Annotated in this window: 14 protein-coding genes; 3 read left to right on the top strand and 11 right to left on the bottom strand. The window is 69.8% G+C overall.

What is annotated here, in order from left to right:
• Window positions 1–3 precede the first annotated feature (3 nt).
• Entirely contained in the window at window positions 4–870 is an 867-nt protein-coding gene (locus ACFZBP_RS15500) for a DUF4429 domain-containing protein (protein WP_383454600.1), read from the bottom strand.
• Between the two features lie 109 nt (window positions 871–979).
• Here ACFZBP_RS15500 and ACFZBP_RS15505 point away from each other — a divergent pair, with 109 nt between their 5' ends.
• On the top strand, window positions 980–2,554 hold the full coding sequence (locus ACFZBP_RS15505; protein ID WP_391413412.1) for a family 20 glycosylhydrolase: 1,575 nt from the start codon (window positions 980–982) through the stop codon (window positions 2,552–2,554).
• A 134-nt stretch (window positions 2,555–2,688) separates the two neighbouring features.
• On the opposite strand, the gene ACFZBP_RS15510 is transcribed toward ACFZBP_RS15505, so the two are convergent.
• From ACFZBP_RS15510 to ACFZBP_RS15555, 10 genes are all read right to left on the bottom strand, one after another.
• Entirely contained in the window at window positions 2,689–4,461 is a 1,773-nt protein-coding gene (locus ACFZBP_RS15510; protein WP_391413414.1) for an IucA/IucC family protein, read from the bottom strand.
• Window positions 4,458–4,988, bottom strand: coding sequence for a GNAT family N-acetyltransferase (locus tag ACFZBP_RS15515; protein ID WP_391413416.1), 531 nt, complete (start codon window positions 4,986–4,988; stop codon window positions 4,458–4,460). The genes ACFZBP_RS15510 and ACFZBP_RS15515 overlap by 4 nt, the downstream gene beginning before the upstream one ends.
• The gene (locus ACFZBP_RS15520; RefSeq protein WP_383454588.1) at window positions 4,985–6,268 is read right to left on the bottom strand and encodes a lysine N(6)-hydroxylase/L-ornithine N(5)-oxygenase family protein; all 1,284 of its coding nucleotides are present in this window, start codon (window positions 6,266–6,268) and stop codon (window positions 4,985–4,987) included. The genes ACFZBP_RS15515 and ACFZBP_RS15520 overlap by 4 nt, the downstream gene beginning before the upstream one ends.
• A complete protein-coding gene (gene desA / locus ACFZBP_RS15525; protein WP_391413418.1) occupies window positions 6,252–7,694 on the bottom strand; it encodes a lysine decarboxylase DesA in 1,443 nt (480 codons plus the stop codon). The genes ACFZBP_RS15520 and desA overlap by 17 nt, the downstream gene beginning before the upstream one ends.
• 139 nt (window positions 7,695–7,833) lie before the next feature.
• Window positions 7,834–8,643, bottom strand: a complete 810-nt coding sequence (locus tag ACFZBP_RS15530; protein ID WP_383454583.1) for a siderophore-interacting protein — start codon at window positions 8,641–8,643, stop codon at window positions 7,834–7,836.
• Window positions 8,644–8,752: 109 nt separating this feature from the next.
• Window positions 8,753–9,799, bottom strand: a complete 1,047-nt coding sequence (locus ACFZBP_RS15535; protein WP_383454581.1) for an ABC transporter substrate-binding protein — start codon at window positions 9,797–9,799, stop codon at window positions 8,753–8,755.
• A gap of 198 nt (window positions 9,800–9,997) precedes the next feature.
• Complete coding sequence (locus ACFZBP_RS15540) at window positions 9,998–11,158, bottom strand: acyl-CoA dehydrogenase family protein (RefSeq protein ID WP_391413422.1); 1,161 nt, start codon at window positions 11,156–11,158, stop codon at window positions 9,998–10,000.
• Window positions 11,159–11,164: 6 nt separating this feature from the next.
• Window positions 11,165–12,088, bottom strand: a complete 924-nt coding sequence (locus ACFZBP_RS15545; protein ID WP_391414104.1) for a hydroxymethylglutaryl-CoA lyase — start codon at window positions 12,086–12,088, stop codon at window positions 11,165–11,167.
• A 17-nt stretch (window positions 12,089–12,105) separates the two neighbouring features.
• Entirely contained in the window at window positions 12,106–14,049 is a 1,944-nt protein-coding gene (locus ACFZBP_RS15550; RefSeq protein ID WP_391413425.1) for a biotin carboxylase N-terminal domain-containing protein, read from the bottom strand.
• Window positions 14,050–14,063: 14 nt separating this feature from the next.
• Window positions 14,064–15,680 (bottom strand): carboxyl transferase domain-containing protein, encoded by a 1,617-nt coding sequence (locus ACFZBP_RS15555; protein ID WP_391413427.1) that lies wholly within the window; start codon window positions 15,678–15,680, stop codon window positions 14,064–14,066.
• A 96-nt stretch (window positions 15,681–15,776) separates the two neighbouring features.
• Here ACFZBP_RS15555 and ACFZBP_RS15560 point away from each other — a divergent pair, with 96 nt between their 5' ends.
• Both ACFZBP_RS15560 and ACFZBP_RS15565 read left to right on the top strand, forming a co-directional pair.
• Entirely contained in the window at window positions 15,777–16,373 is a 597-nt protein-coding gene (locus ACFZBP_RS15560; protein ID WP_062720811.1) for a TetR/AcrR family transcriptional regulator, read from the top strand.
• 125 nt (window positions 16,374–16,498) lie between these two features.
• On the top strand, window positions 16,499–17,119 hold the full coding sequence (locus tag ACFZBP_RS15565; RefSeq protein WP_383455002.1) for a DedA family protein: 621 nt from the start codon (window positions 16,499–16,501) through the stop codon (window positions 17,117–17,119).
• The last annotated feature ends 152 nt before the right edge of the window (window positions 17,120–17,271 follow it).

A 17,271-nucleotide genomic window follows, 5' to 3' on the forward strand; every position in this document is an offset into this window, starting at 1 on the left:
CCGTTACAACCGCTTCAGAACCGCCTGCTTGGCCATCGTGAACTCGTCGTCCGTCAGCACCCCCGTGCGGTGGAGCTCGCCGAGTTCGCGCAGCCGGCGCAGGAGGGCGTCGTGGTCCTCCACCACGGTGTCCTCCTGCGGCGCGGGGGCCGCGACGGATGCGACAGGCGCGGCCGGATGCGGGAGGCGGGCCTGGACCGCCGCCGCGACCAGGGCCATCAGCGGATCCTTCTTGAACCCCCACAGCTCCACCGCGTTGGGGTCGTACTTGGGCGGGGCCTTGGTCGGCGCGTTCCGCACGGTGAAGCGGAGGTGGCCGTTCTCCAGGCCCGCCGCCGGATGCCACTCCACCCCCGTGATGTCGGCGAGGGTCAGGGTGCGGGAGCCGGCGGCGGCCTTGGCGTCCTCCGTCTTCCAGTTCCACTCCAGCCGGATGTGCTCCCCGTCGAAGGTCGCGGTGCCGTCCCCGGCCGAGACCGACAGCGGGACCGACGGCCCCGGCAGCAGATACGCGTCGACCGGGTCGGCCGGGACCTGGTCCAGCAGCAGGGCGGTGCGCACCTCCTCCACGAAGTACTCCGCGACGCCGTACCGGTCGGACTCGACGATCAGCTGATAGGGGTCGTGGGGCTCGGTGAGCCGGCCGCCCGTGGCGTGCAGCAGCGGGTCGGCGCCGTCGCGCAGCCGCAGCCGGAGCCGCCCGGCCTTCTTGCCCTGCTCGAAGGAGACCCCCGCCAACGCCCCCAGGGGGACGGCCAGTTCACCCAGCGTCTTGCGGAACAGACTGACGTTCTTGTCCCGTCCGGGGGTCAGCCTCAGGGCGTCGCCGTCGAAGACCCACGTGCCGTCCTTCTGGATGATTTCCGCCATGGGGTGGATTGTTCCACCAGTCTCACGAGAGAGTGGTCCAGACCTTTTGGAGCGAAACGGCTCAAGCGCATCGGCTCAAGGAAGGGACACGCTTGTGAGAGTCGGCAGTGTGAGACCGCACCACAGAACGTTCCGCCTGCTGGGTTCCCTGCTGCTGGTCGCGATGGGCGCCTCGGCGACGGGAGCCACCCCCGCCGGGGCGGCCTCGCCCACCCCGCTCGACCGGGTGGTCCCCGCGCCCGCCTCGGTCGACCCCGGCGGATCCCCGTACCGGATCACCCGCGGCACCCACATCCGCGTGGACGACTCCCGCGAGTCCCGCCGCGTGGGCGAGTACCTCGCCGACGTCCTGCGCCCCTCCACCGGCTACCGGCTCCCGGTGACCGCCCACGGCTCCGGCGGCATCCGACTGCGCCTGGCCAAGGGCCCGTTCGGCGCCGAGGGCTACCGCCTCGACAGCGGCCGGGGCGGCGTCACCATCACCGCCGCGGGCGCCGCCGGCCTCTTCCACGGCGTGCAGACCCTGCGCCAGCTCCTCCCGGCGGCCGTCGAGAAGGACTCCGTCCAGCCCGGGCCCTGGCTGGTCGCGGGCGGCACGATCCAGGACACCCCGCGCTACGGCTGGCGCGGCGCGATGCTCGACGTCTCCCGGCACTTCTTCACCGTCGACCAGGTCAAGCGCTACGTCGACCAGCTCGCCCTCTACAAGATCAACAAGCTGCATCTGCACCTCAGCGACGACCAGGGCTGGCGGATCGCCGTCGACTCCTGGCCGCGGCTGGCTTCGTACGGCGGCTCGACGCAGGTGGGCGGCGGGCCCGGTGGCTTCTACACCAAGGCCGACTACAAGGAGATCGTCCGGTACGCCTCCTCCCGCTATCTGGAGGTCGTCCCCGAGATCGACATGCCGGGCCACACGAACGCGGCGCTCGCCTCGTACGCCGAGCTGAACTGCGACGGCGTCGCGCCTCCGCTCTACACCGGCACCGAGGTCGGCTTCAGCTCGCTGTGCGTCGGCAAGGCGATCACGTACGACTTCGTGGACGACGTGATCCGGGAGCTGGCGGCGCTTACGCCGGGGAAGTATCTGCACATCGGGGGTGACGAGGCGCACTCGACCAGCCACGAGGACTATGTGCGGTTCATGGACCGGGTGCAGCCGATCGTGGCCAAGTACGGCAAGACGGTGGTGGGGTGGCACCAGCTGACCGGAGCGAACCCCTCGCGGGGGGCTCTGGCGCAGTACTGGGGGTTGGACAGTACGAGTGCCGAGGAGAAGGAGCAGGTCGCGGCCGCCGCGCGGAACGGGGCCGGGGTTGTCCTGTCTCCGGCTGACCGGGTCTATCTCGACATGAAGTACACCGCTGATACGCCGTTGGGGCTGGACTGGGCCGGTCTGGTCGAGGTGAAGCGGTCTTACGACTGGGATCCGGGGAGCTATCTGCCGGGAGTGCCTGCTGCGGCTGTGCGGGGTGTTGAGGCGCCCATGTGGACGGAGACGCTCAGCAAGTCGGACGACCTTGAGTACATGGCGTTTCCGAGGCTGGCGGGGGTGGCTGAGCTGGGGTGGTCGCCGGCTGCCACCCACGACTGGGACACCTACAAGGTTCGGCTGGCTGCACAGGGGGCTCGGTGGGAGGCGTTGGGGATCAGTTTCTACCGGTCGCCTCAGGTTCCTTGGTGAATGGGTTTTGTCTGCGGGCCGGTGGGGGCTGATCGCGCAGTTCCCCGCGCCCCAAAACCCGGCGCGCCCGCCCTGGACATATAGACGTGCACCCCGGAGGACCGTACTCCGGGGTGCACGTCTGCCCGGGGGGCTTACAGCCCTGCGATCGGGTTCTTCAGGTTGCCGACCAGTTGGAGGGCGCCCGCCGGGTCCGCCAGGTCGACCATCTGCTTGTTGTTGCGCAGTTGGAGGCGGTTGAGGCAGGACAGGGCGAACTCGGGGGTGAACATGTCGTACTGCTTGAACTTGTCGGCGAGTTCGGGCACCGAGCGCTGGTAGTCCCGGGTGACCTCGGCGACCGTGCGCCAGAAGTCGTCCTCCTCCAGGATTCCCTCGGCGGCGAGGTTCGCGGCGAGGAAGCGGAAGAAGCAGTCGAAGACGTCCGTGAAGATGGACAGGAGCTTCTTGTCCTCGGGGACCTCCACGCGCAGCCGCTCGACCGTCGGCGGGAGGACCGCGTCCGGGTCCATGACGGCGATCTCCTCGGCGATGTCCTTGTAGATCGCGCGTTCGACGACGCCGTCCTTCAGGACGAGGATGACGTTCTCGCCGTGCGGCATGAACACCAGGTCGTAGGCGTAGAAGCTGTGCAGGAGCGGGGTGAAGTAGGCCTTCAGGTAGCGGCGCAGCCACTGAGTGGGGGGCAGGCCCGACTGCTCGATCAGGGCGCCGGCGAAGGACGCGCCCTCGTGGTCGACGTGGACGAGGGAGGCCATGGTGGCCAGCGACTCGCCGTCCTGGAGGGAGGAGACGGGGCTCTCGCGCCAGAGCGCGGCCAGCATCTTGCGGTACGGCGAGTAGCGGTCGGTCGCGGCCTCGTACTCCAGGTGCCGGTACCCGACGGCGGCGCGTTCGCGGATGATCGTCAGGCCGGTGTTCCGCAGGATCGGGTCGCCGGCGATGAGCTGGGCCAGCCAGTCGTTGATGGCGGGGGTCGCCTCCATGTACGCCGCCGAGAGGCCGCGCATGAAGCCCATGTTGAGGACGGACAGGGCCGTCTTGACGTAGTGCTTCTCGGGGCTGGACCGGTTGAAGAAGGTCCGGATGGACTGCTGGGCCAGGTACTCGTCGTCGCCCTCGCCGAGGCAGACCAGGTGCTGCTGGGCGACCTCGGCGGCGAAGGTGACCGTGAGCTTGTTCCACCACTGCCAGGGGTGGACCGGGATGAGGAGGTAGTCGGCCGGGTCGAGGTCCTGGTCGCGCAGGACGGCGTCGAAGCGGTCGACGGTCTCCGCGCCCAGCTCGTCGCGGACGAAGGACTCGTACTCGATGCCGACGCCGGCCGTGAACGCGGCGCGCGAGCGGTGGGCGGCGAGCCAGACCAGCCGGACGGGGCTCGCGGTCTCGGGGGCGTACGACAGGTACTCGTGGATGCCGAAGCCGAGCCGTCCGTTGTTGGCGACGAAGCAGGGGTGGCCCTCGGTCATGCCGGTCTCGATGGCCTGGAAGCCGCTTTTCACCAGCTCGGCGACCGGGACCTGCGGCTTGGTGAGCTTGTAGCAGGTGCCGGAGAGGGTGGAGGAGATCTCCTCCAGGTAGACCGGCAGCACCTCGTCGCTCAGGCCCAGGGACTTCTGGAGCTCGATGAAGAAGTCCAGGGCGGCGAGCGGGCGTTCGGCGCCGTCGCGGTGGCGGGTGATCGAGTCGGCGTCGACCTGCCAGTGGTCGAGGGCGCGGACCGTGGCCGTGAAGGTGTAACGGGTCAGGCCGTCGTCGCTGCGGACGACGTAGGTGCCGTCGCCGGCGGCCTCCGGCGTGATGAGGCGCTCGTGGGCGAACTCGGCGAGGGCCTTGCGGATCAGGAGGCGGTTGGCCCGCGCCCAGCGGTGGGGGGACAGATGCGCTACGGCGTCGGACAGGGTCATACGGCTACTCCTCGGGCGGCGCAGAACTGATCGCGCGTGCAGAAGCTGAGCAGCGCCTTCTTCTCCGGCTTCTGGATCTCGCGCTCGGGCACGAAACCCACGGCTTCGTTCAGGGCGTGGACGGCCTTGTTGGAGACGTCCGGTTCCACGACCACGCGCTGCACGGCCGGGTCCTCGAAGAGGTGGGCCATCACGGCGGTGATGACGGACCGGGTGAAGCCGCGGACGGGCCGGTCGGTGGGCGGGGTCAGGAAGTGCATGCCGATGTCGCCGGGCCGCGGCTCGTACAGGCCGACCAGTTCGCGGTGGGCGGGGTCGTACTTCTCCATCAGGAAGACGGGCACGCCGTCCTGGAGGCCGAGCAGGGCGTGGTGGTGCTCGTCGGCCGCGATCTCCATGTACGCGCGCTCGACGTCCACCAGGCTCGCGTCCTGCATCATCCAGAAGGCGGCCTTGGGGTGGGTGACCCAGGCGTGCAGGAGCTCGGCGTCCTTCAGCGGGTCGAGGGTGCGGAACGTGAACGTCATACCGAGAACTCCTGGAACGCGATCGTCTTCTCGACTGGGTAGTACTCGGTGCCGAGCAGCTCGCGGATGATGTACGCGTTCCGGTACGGGCCCATCCCCAGGTCGGGGCTGGTGATGCTGTGCGTGTGGACGCCGGCGTTCTGGAGGAAGATCCCGCGGCCGGTGACGTCGACGGCGTAGTTGCGGGCGACGTCGTAGTTGCCCTGGGAGTCGTACACCAGGCGGTCGCGCACGGGCTTCAGGAACTCCGGCTCGGCGTACTTGTAGCCGGTGGCCAGGACCAGGCCCTGCGAGTCGAGCTCGAAGTCCTTCTGCTGCTCCTCCTGGCGGAAGGAGAGGGTGTATGTGCCGTTCTCGTACCGCGCGCCGTGCAGCGAGGAGTTGGTGAGCAGGCGGGTGGGCACGGGACCGCCGAGGTTCTTCTGGTAGAGCAGGTCGAAGATCTCGTTGATCAGGTCGCCGTCGATGCCCTTGAACAGGCCCTTCTGCTCGGCGGTGAGGCGGTAGCGGGTCGCCTCGGGCAGCTCGCGGAAGTAGTCGACGTACTCCGGGGACGTCATCTCCAGCGTGAGCTTGGTGTACTCCAGCGGGAAGAAGCGCGGGGAGCGGGTCACCCAGTTCAGCCGGTAGCCGTGGACGTCGATCTCGCTGAGCAGGTCGAAGTAGATCTCCGCGGCCGACTGGCCCGAGCCGACCAGCGTGATCGACTCCTTCTTCTGGAGCTCCGCCTTGTTCTGGAGATAGCGGGAGTTGTGGAGGAAGTCGCCGCCGAGGCCCTGGCAGGCCTCGGGTATGTAGGGCGGGGTGCCGGTGCCGAGGACGAGGTGCCGGGCGCGGAACCGCTCGCCGGCCGCGGTGTGCACGACGTACAGCTCGGCCTCCTCGTCGTACGTCACCTCGGTGACCGTCGTGCCGAAGCGGACGCTGCTCAGTTTGTTCGCGGCCCAGCGGCAGTAGTCGTCGTACTCGACCCGCAGCGGGTAGAAGTTCTCGCGGATGTAGAACGAGTACAGCCGGCCCTTCTCCTTCAGGTAGTTCAGGAAGGAGTACGGCGAGGTCGGGTCGGCGAGGGTGACCAGGTCCGACATGAACGGCGTCTGGAGGTGGGCGCCGTCCAGGAACATGCCCGCGTGCCACTCGAAGTCCGGCTTGGACTCCAGGAACACACCGTCGAGCTCGTCGATCGGCTCGGTCAGACAGGCGAGGCCGAGGTTGAACGGGCCGAGCCCGATCCCCACGAAATCATGGGTTCTGGTCGGGTTTTCAGGACGCGCGGTCAAGGGACTCTCCCAGGTACTGCTCGGCGTGGCCGGCGATCAGGTCGAGGACGGCGGCGATGTCTTCGGTCGTCGTCTCGGGGTTGAGCAGGGTGAACTTCAGGTAGTGGCGGCCCTGGACCTTGGTGCCAGCGACCACCGCGGCGCCGGAGGCGAACAGGGCCTTGCGGGCGTACAGGTTGGCGCGGTCGATCTCGGCGGGGTCGGTGACGGCCGCCGGTATGTAGCGGAAGACCAGGGTGGACAGGCTCGGCTCGACGACGACGTCGTAGCGCGGGTCGGCGGCCAGCAGCCGCCAGCCCTCCACGGCCAGGTCGCAGACCTCGTCGAAGAGCTGCCCGATGCCGTCGGCGCCCATCACGCGCAGGGTCATCCACAGCTTGAGGGCGTCGAAGCGGCGGGTGGTCTGCAGGGACTTGTCGACCTGGTTGGGGATGCGCTCGGTGACCATGCGCCTGGGGTTGAGGTACTCGGCGTGATACGTCGCGTGGCGCAGGGTCGAGGCGTCGCGGACCAGCACGGCGGAGGAACTCACGGGCTGGAAGAAGGACTTGTGGTAGTCGACGGTGACCGAGTCGGCGCGCTCGATGCCGTCGATCCGGCCCCGGTACTTCACGGAGGCCAGCAGCCCGCAGCCGTATGCGGCGTCGACGTGCATCCAGGTCCCGTACTGCTCGCACAGCTCGCCGATCTCGGGCAGCGGGTCGATGGAGCCGAAGTCGGTGGTGCCGGCGGTGGCGACGACGGCCATGGGGACGAGACCGTCCCGCCTGCAGCGCTCCAGCTCGCGGGCGAGGGCGACGGTCTGCATCTGCTTGTCGTGGTCGACGGGGATGGAGACCACGGAGTCCTGACCGAGGCCCAGCAGTTTCGCGGACTTCTTCACGCTGAAGTGGCTGACCTCGGAGGCGAAGATGCGCAGTTTGGCGAAGGAGTCGGTCTTCGCCTCCTCACGGGCCAGCAGCAGCGCCTGGAGATTGGACTGCGTGCCGCCGGAGGTGAAGACACCGTCGGCGTTCGGGCCGAGCCCGATCCGAGCCGTCGTCCAGTCGACCAGCTTGCGCTCGATCAGGGTGCCGCCGGCCGACTGGTCCCAGGTGTCCAGGGAGGAGTTGACGGCGGAGAGGATCGCCTCGCCGAGCACGGCCGGGATGACGACCGGGCAGTTGAGGTGGGCGAGATAGCGGGGGTGGTGGAAGTAGATCGCGTCCCGGAGGTAGACGTCCTCCAGCTCGTCGAGGACCGCGGCGGTGTCCAGCAGCGGCTTGTCGAGGTCGATCGCGTCGATGGCGGGGGAGAGGGCGTCGACCGTGACGCCGGTGAACGGACGGTCGGTGGCGGCGAGTTTGGCTGCCACCCGCTCTATACCTTCGGTCACGGAGCGGCGGTACTGCTCCGCGGTCGTGTCATTGAGCAGGTGCGAGCGCATGGGGAGGTCCTCCGGTGGGGACGGGCCGTGAAGTGCGGGGTTGCGACTGGCCGAATGCAACTTAGGTTAGCCTAACCTAAGTAACTCGGGATGAAGGTAGCCTCGGCCGTGACCGTGATCACTCTGGTCTCAGGAGCAACTACTCCGCGGCGCGCAGCTGTTCTTCGGTCATCCCGTGCCGCCAGTAGCCGACGAACGTCACCCGGCGCCGGTCGACGCCGCGTTCGCCGACGAAGTGCCGGCGCAGCGCCTTCACCCGGCCGGACTCGCCCGCGATCCAGACGTACGGGTGCTCGGCGGGCGGGAGGTGGCCGGCCCGGACGGCCTCGAGCCCGTCCTCCCGCACCAACCAGGTGATCTCGGCGTCCGCCTCCGTCACCAGGTCCTGGATGTCCCCGGCGTCGCTCACCTCCAGCCACACCCGGGCCGGTGTCCCGACGGGCAGCGACTCCAGGATCGCGGAGACAGCGGGTACGGCGGTCTCGTCACCCCAGATCACCACCAGGTCGGTGTCCTCGGGCGCCCGGAACCGGATCGCCCGGTTGTCCGCGATCGCGGGCCCGAGCAGCAGCACCCGGTCACCGGCGGCGGCCCGCGAGGCCCACTCGGACGCGGGCCCGGCCGGGGTGTGCAGCACGAAGTCGATGTCGATCTCGTCCGGGTTCCGGCGCAGCGCGCGCAGCGTGTACGACCGCATCACGGCCCGTACGTCGTCCGGCAGTTCCCGCCACCCCTGCCACCACCCGTCCCCGAGCTCCAACGGAACCTGCGGCTCCGTCTGATGGGGGTGCGGCAGGAACAACGACAGTGACTGGTCACGCCCGTCGGAGAAGAAGTACGCCAGATCGTCCCCACCAAAGGTCACCCGGACCATGGACGGCCCGAGCCGCCGAGTCCGTACGACATGAAGGGAGAAGAACCGGAACGGGGCGGCGACGGCGGTGGTCATAGGGGGTAACTCCTGAATCGACGTCAGGGCGGCGCACCAGGGGCGCGGGGAACCGCGCGACCAGCCACAACCGGCCCGCAGCCGCCCCACAACCTCTGGTGGCACTTACTCAGGCGACCTTCTTGGCCTTCTCGATGGCCTCGGCGAGGCTCGTCAGCAACGGCGTGCACTTGTCGTAGGACAGAATCGGCTCCGGCGACCGAGCGATGACCTGCCCCGCCTTCACCGCAGGCAGCTTCTTCCACGTCGCCTCGGTGATGTCAGCGGGCTGAATCGTCGAGGACCGGTCGTCCATCATGATGATGTCCGCCGGGTACTTGTCGACGTTCTCCCAGCTCAGGTCCTCGAACCAGCCACCGGACTTCGCCTTGGCCTTCTCCGACGGCTCGACGAAGTTCACGCCGAGCGCCTTGAAGTACTCCAGGTCGATGGAGAAGTTGGTGCCGGAGACGTAGAAGATCGTGTCGGCGGCGGAACCGGCCAGCACCTTGATCTCGGGACGGGACTTCGCGGCCTTGCGCAGCCGCTCGGCCGCCGCCTCGAAGTCCTTCTTGGCCCGCACGACCTTGTCGGCCTTCAGGTCCGCGCCGAGGGACTCGGCCAGCGCCCACATGCGCTCCAGCGGCTGGGTCAGCTGGCGGTCGTAGACGGAGATGGCGACGCTCGGGGCGAGCTTGGCGATCTTGTCCTTGGACTCCTCGGGCACGGACCAGAGCGTGCCCGCGTTGTCGAACGTCGTGGTGATGAGCACCTCGGGCGCGAGCGCCGCGTACTTCTCGACGTTGAGCTTGCCCCACTCGTTGCCGAGGACCGTGACCTTGCTGACGTCGAGGTCGCCGGCCTGGACGTCGGGCTTGCCGTCGGGGGTCGTCGTCGGGCCGAAGACGGCCTTGACCTGGACGCCGTAGTCGTAGAGGGCGGCGCCCACACCGGTGAAGGCGACGATGTTCGTCGGCACCTTGTCGAGCTTCACCGTGGTGCCGCGGTCGTCCTTGAAGCTCCAGGGACCCGACTTCGCGGCGGTCGTCTCCTCGCCGGAGCCACCGCTTTTCGCGTCGTCGTCTCCGCAGGCCGCGAGCACGGCACCGAGGCCGAGTGCGCCGCCCGCGGCGAGGATGCCGCGGCGGGTGAGGTGGGTGGCTCTGGCGTTGGACATGGCTACGCTGCTTTCGAACAGGGCGGATCACGCGCCGGACAATTCGAAGGTAGGTTAGCCTAACCTGAGCTGATGTCCAGGGGTGGGGGCCCTTGTGATCGAAGTTGTGCGCAGGCTGTGAGGTCGCCACATAAGCCAACAAGGCCCAACGACCTTGTAATCGAGGGTCGTTGAGCCTTGCTCAAGGGGTCGGCCGGCTCAGCCCACCAGTCCCAACTCCCGCGCGATCAGCATCCGCTGCACCTCGCTCGTGCCCTCGCCGATCTCCAGGATCTTGGAGTCCCGCCACATCCGGGCCACCGGGTACTCGTTCATGAAGCCGTAGCCGCCGTGCACCTGGGTGGCGTCGCGGGCGTTGTCCACGGCGATCGTGGAGGAGTACAGCTTGGCGAGGGCCGCCTCCTTCTTGAAGGGCTCGCCCGCGACCAGCCGGGAGGCCGCGTCGCGCCAGGCGAGGCGGGCCGTGTGGGCCTTCATCTCCATGTCGGCGATCTTGAACTGGATGGCCTGGTTGGCGCCGATCGGACGGCCGAAGGCGTGGCGTTCCCTGGCGTACTTCACCGACTCGTCCACACAGCCCTGCGCCAGGCCCGTCGCCAGCGCCGCGATGGCGATGCGGCCCTCGTCCAGGATGCGCAGGAACTGGGCGTACCCGCGGCCCTCCTCGCCCAGCAGGTTGGCGGCCGGGACGCGGACGTCGGCGAAGGACAGCTCACGAGTGTCGGAGGCGTTCCAGCCGACCTTGGAGTAAGGGGCGGCGACCGTGAAGCCGGGGGTGCCGGACGGGACGATGATCGACGAGATGAGCGGCTTGCCGTCGGGCTTGCGGCCCGTCACCGCAGTCACCGTGACCAGGCCGGTGATGTCCGTGCCGGAGTTGGTGATGAAGCACTTGCTGCCGTTGATCACCCACTCGTCCGTCTCCGGGTCGAGCCGGGCCGTCGTCCGGGTCGCGCCCGCGTCCGAGCCGCCGTCGGGCTCGGTCAGCCCGAACGCCCCGAGGACCTCACCGGAGCACAGCTTCGGCAGCCACTCCCGCTTCTGCTCCTCCGTGCCGAAGACGTGGATCGGCATGGCGCCCAGCGAGACCCCGGCCTCCAGCGTGATGGCGACCGAGGAGTCCACGCGGGCCAGCTCCTCCAGAGCGAGGCCCAGCGCCAGATAGTCGCCGCCCATGCCGCCGTACTCCTCCGAGAACGGCAGGCCGAACAGCCCCATGCGGCCCATCTCCCGCACGATCTCGTACGGGAACTCATGACGCTCGTAGAAGTCGCCGATCTTCGGCGCCACGACGTCGTGGGCGAACTCCTCCACCGTGCGGCGGAGTTCCTCCAGCTCGGGGGTCAGACGGTGGTCCATGGCTGTTCACTGCTCCTTGTGGGAGAGGGCTCGTACGGTGCGGGAGGGGCTGGGTCGGCCCAGTTGTCCGGCCATCCACGCGCTCGTGGCGACGAGGCGGCCCAGGTCGACCCCGGTGTCGATGCCGAGGCCCTGAAGCATCCACACGAGGTCTTCGGTGGCGAGGTTGCCGGTGGCGGACCTGGCGTACGGGCAGCCGCCGAGGCCGCCCGCGGAGGCGTCGATCGTGGTGACGCCGTGTTCCAGGGCGGCGTAGGTGTTGGCTAGCGCCTGGCCGTAGGTGTCGTGGAAGTGCACGCCGACAGCTGCCGCTGGGATGCCGGCTTCCTCCAGTGCCGTCAGGAGAGCTGTCACATGCCCCGGGGTGGCCACCCCGATCGTGTCGCCGAGGCTCAGCTCGTCGCAGCCCATGTCGAGCAGGGCCTTGCAGACCCGCACCACCTGCGGGACGGGGACCTCGCCCTCCCACGGGTCGCCGAAGCACATCGACAGATAACCCCGGACGTGGACGCCCTCCGCCTTCGCCCGGGCCAGCACCGGCTCGAACATGGCCAGTGCCTCGTCCACCGTGCGGTTGAGGTTGGCCTTCGCGAAGGACTCCGTGGCGCTGGCGAAGACGGCGACGCGTGTGGCGTTCAGAGACAGCGCCCGGTCGAGCCCGCGTTCGTTCGGCACGAGGACCGGGAGGTGTACGCCCCTCAGGTCCGCGATGAGAGGGAACAGCTGCTCGGCGTCCGCGAGTTGGGGGACCCACTTCGGGTGGACGAAGCTGGTGGCCTCGATCGTCGTCAGGCCGGCGTCCGCGAGGCGGCGGACGAACTCCGCCTTGACCTCCGTCGGCACGGTCGTCTTCTCGTTCTGCAGCCCGTCGCGCGCGCCGACCTCGTGGATGCGGACGCGGGCGGGCAGGTTGGTGGCCGATACGACCATGGGGAGCCCGTTCACCGTCACTCCACCTCCTCGTGCGGGGCGATCACGGCCAGCACCTGGTCCATGGCGACCGTGGTGCCCGGTGTGACGTCCAGTTCGGCGACCGTGCCGGCGTGCGGGGCGGAGATGACGTGCTCCATCTTCATCGCCTCCACCACCAACAGGCTCTGTCCGGCGGTCACTTCGTCGCCGACGGCGACCTTCACCACCGTCACCGTCCCCGGCATGGGCGCGGTGAGCGAGTCGGCGCCCGCGTGGGCGGCCCCGGTGAGCGAGGCGGCCACCGGGTCGTGGTCGCGCACATGCCAGGCGTCGCCGTCGCGGCCCAGCCAGTCGTCCGCCCGGTGGAAGGTGTGGCGGACGCCGTCCAGGGTGACGGCCACGCGGTCGTCCGTGACGTCGGCGCGGCCGCGCGGGACGTACTCCACCGGGTCCTGCACCCGCAGGTGGAACCCGACCGGCCTGGCCATCCCGCCGAGACGCCAGCCGCTCGGCACCGAGAAGGGGTCCGTCCAGCCGTCCCCCTTCGGCAGCAGCGCCTCCCTGCGTACGGCGGCCGCCGCCTCGTAGACCTCGTCGGGTACGTCCGTGGTGACCAGGTCGTCCACCACGCGCTCGACCAGGCCGGTGTCCAACTCGCCCGCGACGACCGCCGGGTGAGCGAGCAGCCGCCGCAGGAACCCGGCGTTGGTCTGCACCCCCAGCGTGACCGTCTCCGCTAGGGCCGCCCGGAGCTTCCTGAGCGCGGTCGCGCGGTCGGGGCCGTACGCGATCACCTTGGACAGCATCGGGTCGTACAGGCTGCCGACCTCCGTGCCCTCGCTGAGCCCGGAGTCGGTGCGGACGCCGTCGCCCTGGGGCTCGCGCAGCCGCAGCACCGTGCCACCGGAGGGGAGGAACCCGCGCGCGCCCTCTTTGACGGATACGGTCTCGGCGCAGATGCGGGCCTCGACCGCGTGTCCGGTGAGTGTGATGTCGTCCTGCTCGTACGGCAGTCGTTCGCCCGCCGCCACCCGCAGCTGCCACTCCACCAGGTCCAGCCCGGTGATCAGCTCGGTGACCGGGTGCTCCACCTGGAGGCGGGTGTTCATCTCCATGAAGTAGTACGAGGACGGGTCGCCGCCGGGCACGATGAACTCCACCGTGCCCGCGCCCCGGTAGCCGCACGAGCGGGCCGCCTGCACGGCCGCCTCGCCCATCGACGCGCGGATCTCCTCGTCGAGCAGCACACTCGGCGCCTCCTCGATGATCTTCTGGTGCCGGCGCTGCAGGGAGCACTCGCGCTCCCCGAGGTGGACGACATTGCCGTGGCCGTCCGCCAGCACCTGGATCTCGATGTGCCGGGGCCGGTCGACCCACCGCTCGACGAGGAGGGTGTCGTCGCCGAAGGAGGCGCGGGCCTCACGGCGGGCGGCGGCGATCTCGTCGCCCAGCACGGCCTCGTCCCGCACCAGCCGCATGCCCTTGCCGCCACCGCCGGCGGAGGGCTTGAGCAGCACGGGCGTGCCGATCTCACGGGCGGCGGCCGCCAGTTCGGCGTCCGTCAGGCCGCTGCCGCTGGAGCCGGGCACGACCGGTACCCCGGCCGCCCTCACCGTCTCCTTGGCGCGGATCTTGTCGCCCATGAGGGAGATGGCGTCGGCGGGCGGCCCGATGAAGACCAGCCCCGCCTCGGCGCACGCGCGCGCGAAACCGGCGTTCTCCGCGAGGAAGCCGTAGCCGGGGTGGACGGCCTGGGCGCCGGTGCGGGCGGCGGCCTCCAGCAGCCGCTCCACGGACAGATAGCTCTCGGCCGCCGGGGCCGGACCGATCCGCACCGCCGTGTCGGCCTCCCGGACATGGCGGGCGTCGGCGTCCGCGTCGGAGAAGACGGCCACCGAGCGCACACCCAGCGAGCGGAGCGTGCGGATGACCCGTACGGCGATCTCGCCCCGGTTGGCCACGAGCACTGTGTCGAACATGGGTTCCGTCCCCCTCACATCCGGAAGACGCCGAACTGGGGCTCACCCAGGGGCGCGTTGGCACAGGCGGTCAGGGCGAGGCCCAGCACCTGACGGGTCTCCAGCGGGTCGATGACGCCGTCGTCCCAGAGGCGGGCGGTGGCGTAGTAGGCGTTCCCCTGGCGCTCGTACTGTTCACGGATCGGCGCCTTGAAGGACTCCTCGGCCTCCGTGGGCCAGTCCTCGCCCCGCGCCTCCAGCTGGTCGCGCTTGACGGTCGCGAGGACGGAGGCGGCCTGCTCGCCGCCCATCACGGAGATCTTCGCGCCCGGCCACATCCACAGGAAGCGCGGCGAGTACGCCCGCCCGCACATCGAGTAGTTCCCGGCGCCGTACGACCCGCCGACCACGACCGTCAGCTTCGGCACACGGGTGCAGGCCACCGCGGTGACCATCTTGGCGCCGTGCTTGGCGATGCCGCCCGCCTCGTAGTCCTTGCCGACCATGAAGCCGGAGATGTTCTGCAGGAAGAGCAAGGGGATGCCGCGCTGGTCGCACAGCTCGACGAAGTGGGCGCCCTTCTGGGCGGACTCGGAGAACAGGATGCCGTTGTTGGCGACGATGCCGACCGGGTGGCCGTGGATGCGGGCGAATCCGGTGACGAGGGTCTGCCCGAACTCGGCCTTGAACTCCGAGAAGCGGGAGCCGTCGACCACGCGCGCGATGATCTCGCGTACGTCGTAGGGGGTGCGGGAGTCGACGGGGACGGCGCCGTAGAGGCCGTAGGGGTCGACCTTGGGTTCCACCGCGGGCTGGACCTGCCACGGGAGCGTCCCGCGGGCGGGGAGGGTCGCGACGATGTTCCGCACGATCCGCAGGGCGTGCGCGTCGTCCTCGGCGAGATGGTCGGTGACTCCCGACACGCGCGCGTGGACATCGCCGCCGCCGAGCTCCTCCGCGGTGACGACCTCGCCGGTGGCGGCCTTCACCAGCGGGGGGCCGCCGAGGAAGATCGTGCCCTGGTCTCGGACGATGACCGCCTCGTCGCTCATGGCGGGGACGTAGGCGCCCCCGGCCGTGCACGAGCCGAGCACGGCGGCGATCTGCGGGATGCCGGCGCCCGACATCCGGGCCTGGTTGTAGAAGATCCGCCCGAAGTGCTCGCGGTCGGGGAAGACCTCGTCCTGCATGGGCAGGAAGGCGCCACCGGAGTCGACGAGGTAGAGGCACGGCAGCCGGTTCTCCAGGGCCACCTCCTGCGCGCGCAGGTGCTTCTTCACGGTCATCGGGTAGTACGTCCCGCCCTTGACCGTGGCGTCGTTCGCGACGATCACGCACTCGCGCCCGCTGACCCGCCCGATCCCGGCGATGACACCGGCCGCCGGTGCCCGCCCCTCGTACATGCCGTCGGCCGCGAGGGGAGCGAGCTCCAGGAAGGGGGAGCCGGGATCGAGGAGGGTGTCGACGCGGTCGCGCGGCAGCAGCTTGCCGCGCGCGGTGTGCCGGGCGCGGGCCTTCTCACCGCCGCCCAGCCGGGCGGCGGCCAGCTTGCCGCGCAACTCCTCCACGAGCGCCCGGTGGGCCTCCTCGTTGGCCCGCCAGGCCTGAGACGCGGGATCCGCCGCGCTCACAAGCTCCGGTGCCTCGTGCATCCTGCGGTCCCCTCACCAGTGGTCGACCAGTTAATGAGCGTTAACGCATTTCCTTCAGGTTAACGACCGCTAACCTCCCTGTCTAGAATTGCTTCCATGGCCACCAGAACCGACGCCCCCACCCGCCGCGAGCAGATCCTCAAGGAAGCCGCGCGGCTCTTCGCCGAACGTGGTTTCCACGGCGTCGGCGTGGACGAGATAGGCGCCGCCGTGGGCATCAGCGGCCCCGGTCTCTACCGCCACTTCGCCGGCAAGGACGCGATGCTCGCCGAGCTCCTGGTCGGGATCAGCGGCCAGTTGCTGACGGGCGCGAAGCGGCGCCTCGCGGAGGCCGACGGCGTGCCGCCCGAGGCGGTCCTCGACTCCCTCATCGAGGGCCACATCGACTTCGCCCTCGACGACCGGCCCCTCATCACCCTGCACGACCGCGAGCTGGACCGCCTGCGCGACAGCGACCGCAAGCTGGTGCGCCAGCTCCAGCGGCAGTACGTCGAGCTGTGGGTGGACATCGTCCGCAAGGTCTACCCCGACCTCACCGAGCCGACCGCCCGCTCCGCCGTCCACTCGGTCTTCGGCCTGCTCAACTCGACCCCGCACCTTGGGCGCCCGGGCTCGCTGCCGGGCCGGGGGGTCACGGCGGAGCTGCTGCACCGGATGGCGCGGGGGGCGTTCGGGGCGGCCGGGGTGGCCTGAGCCGTCCGCGGCCTCGTGCTCACTCACGCGGCCCTTAGGTCAAGACTTAGTAAAGTAGCGGCGTGATCATTGCTGTTACGGCCGACGCCCCCGTCGGCGGAGTCGCCGGCTGGGCCGCCGACCTGATGGAGAAGCTGGGCGGCCCCGGTGCCGGGCTGGCCATCGCCCTGGAGAACCTCTTCCCGCCGTTGCCGAGCGAGGTGATCCTGCCGTTGGCGGGCTTCACGGCGAGTCAGGGGCGGATGGACGTCGTCGCGGCGGTCGTCTGGACGACGGCGGGTTCGGTGGTGGGTGCGCTGGCCCTGTATCTGCTGGGCGCGCTCTTCGGCCGGGAGCGGCTGATGGCGGTGGCGGCGCGGCTGCCGCTGGTGAAGGTCGCCGACGTGGAGCGGACCGAGGCGTGGTTCCTCCGGCACGGCACCAAGGCCGTGTTCTTCGGCCGCTTCGTGCCCATCTTCCGCAGCCTGATCTCGATACCGGCCGGTGTGGAGCGCATGCGGCTGCCCCTGTTCCTCGCCCTCACCGCGGCCGGCAGCCTCATCTGGAACACCGCCTTCATCGCCGCCGGCTACGCGCTGGGCGCCCGCTGGCACGAGGTCACCGACCTGGTCGGCCTCTACTCCAAGGTGATCCTGGCGGCCGTGGTCGTGGCGGTCCTGGCCCTCGTGGCCGTACGGCTGCTGCGGGCGGGGCGCGGCACGCGGCGGCGTCCGGCCCGGCGGAGCGAGGAGGACGTACGGATCTGAGGGGGGCGGGCGTGACGAGCGTTACGGACCTTGACCTCTGGACGCCTGTGGATACTCGCCGGTACGGTTGAGTGAGCAAGCGCTTAGCCATGGGACCGCAACCATCAATTGAGGAACCCCGACGGCGAGCAACCAGGTACGCGAGAGCGGCG

It is taken from the genome of Streptomyces sp. NPDC008086 (assembly GCF_042957325.1).
Classification (GTDB): Bacteria; Actinomycetota; Actinomycetes; order Streptomycetales; family Streptomycetaceae; genus Streptomyces.

Coding starts and splice junctions, on each gene's coding strand:
- desA (WP_391413418.1), bottom strand. CDS start 7,694: ATGCGCTCGCACCTGCTCAATGACACGACCGCGGAGCAGTACCGCCGC.
- ACFZBP_RS15555 (WP_391413427.1), bottom strand. CDS start 15,680: ATGCACGAGGCACCGGAGCTTGTGAGCGCGGCGGATCCCGCGTCTCAG.
- ACFZBP_RS15500 (WP_383454600.1), bottom strand. CDS start 870: ATGGCGGAAATCATCCAGAAGGACGGCACGTGGGTCTTCGACGGCGAC.
- ACFZBP_RS15515 (WP_391413416.1), bottom strand. CDS start 4,988: ATGACGTTCACGTTCCGCACCCTCGACCCGCTGAAGGACGCCGAGCTC.
- ACFZBP_RS15535 (WP_383454581.1), bottom strand. CDS start 9,799: ATGTCCAACGCCAGAGCCACCCACCTCACCCGCCGCGGCATCCTCGCC.
- ACFZBP_RS15510 (WP_391413414.1), bottom strand. CDS start 4,461: ATGACCCTGTCCGACGCCGTAGCGCATCTGTCCCCCCACCGCTGGGCG.
- ACFZBP_RS15550 (WP_391413425.1), bottom strand. CDS start 14,049: ATGTTCGACACAGTGCTCGTGGCCAACCGGGGCGAGATCGCCGTACGG.
- ACFZBP_RS15540 (WP_391413422.1), bottom strand. CDS start 11,158: ATGGACCACCGTCTGACCCCCGAGCTGGAGGAACTCCGCCGCACGGTG.
- ACFZBP_RS15565 (WP_383455002.1), top strand. CDS start 16,499: ATGGAGAAGCTGGGCGGCCCCGGTGCCGGGCTGGCCATCGCCCTGGAG.
- ACFZBP_RS15545 (WP_391414104.1), bottom strand. CDS start 12,088: ATGGTCGTATCGGCCACCAACCTGCCCGCCCGCGTCCGCATCCACGAG.
- ACFZBP_RS15530 (WP_383454583.1), bottom strand. CDS start 8,643: ATGACCACCGCCGTCGCCGCCCCGTTCCGGTTCTTCTCCCTTCATGTC.
- ACFZBP_RS15560 (WP_062720811.1), top strand. CDS start 15,777: ATGGCCACCAGAACCGACGCCCCCACCCGCCGCGAGCAGATCCTCAAG.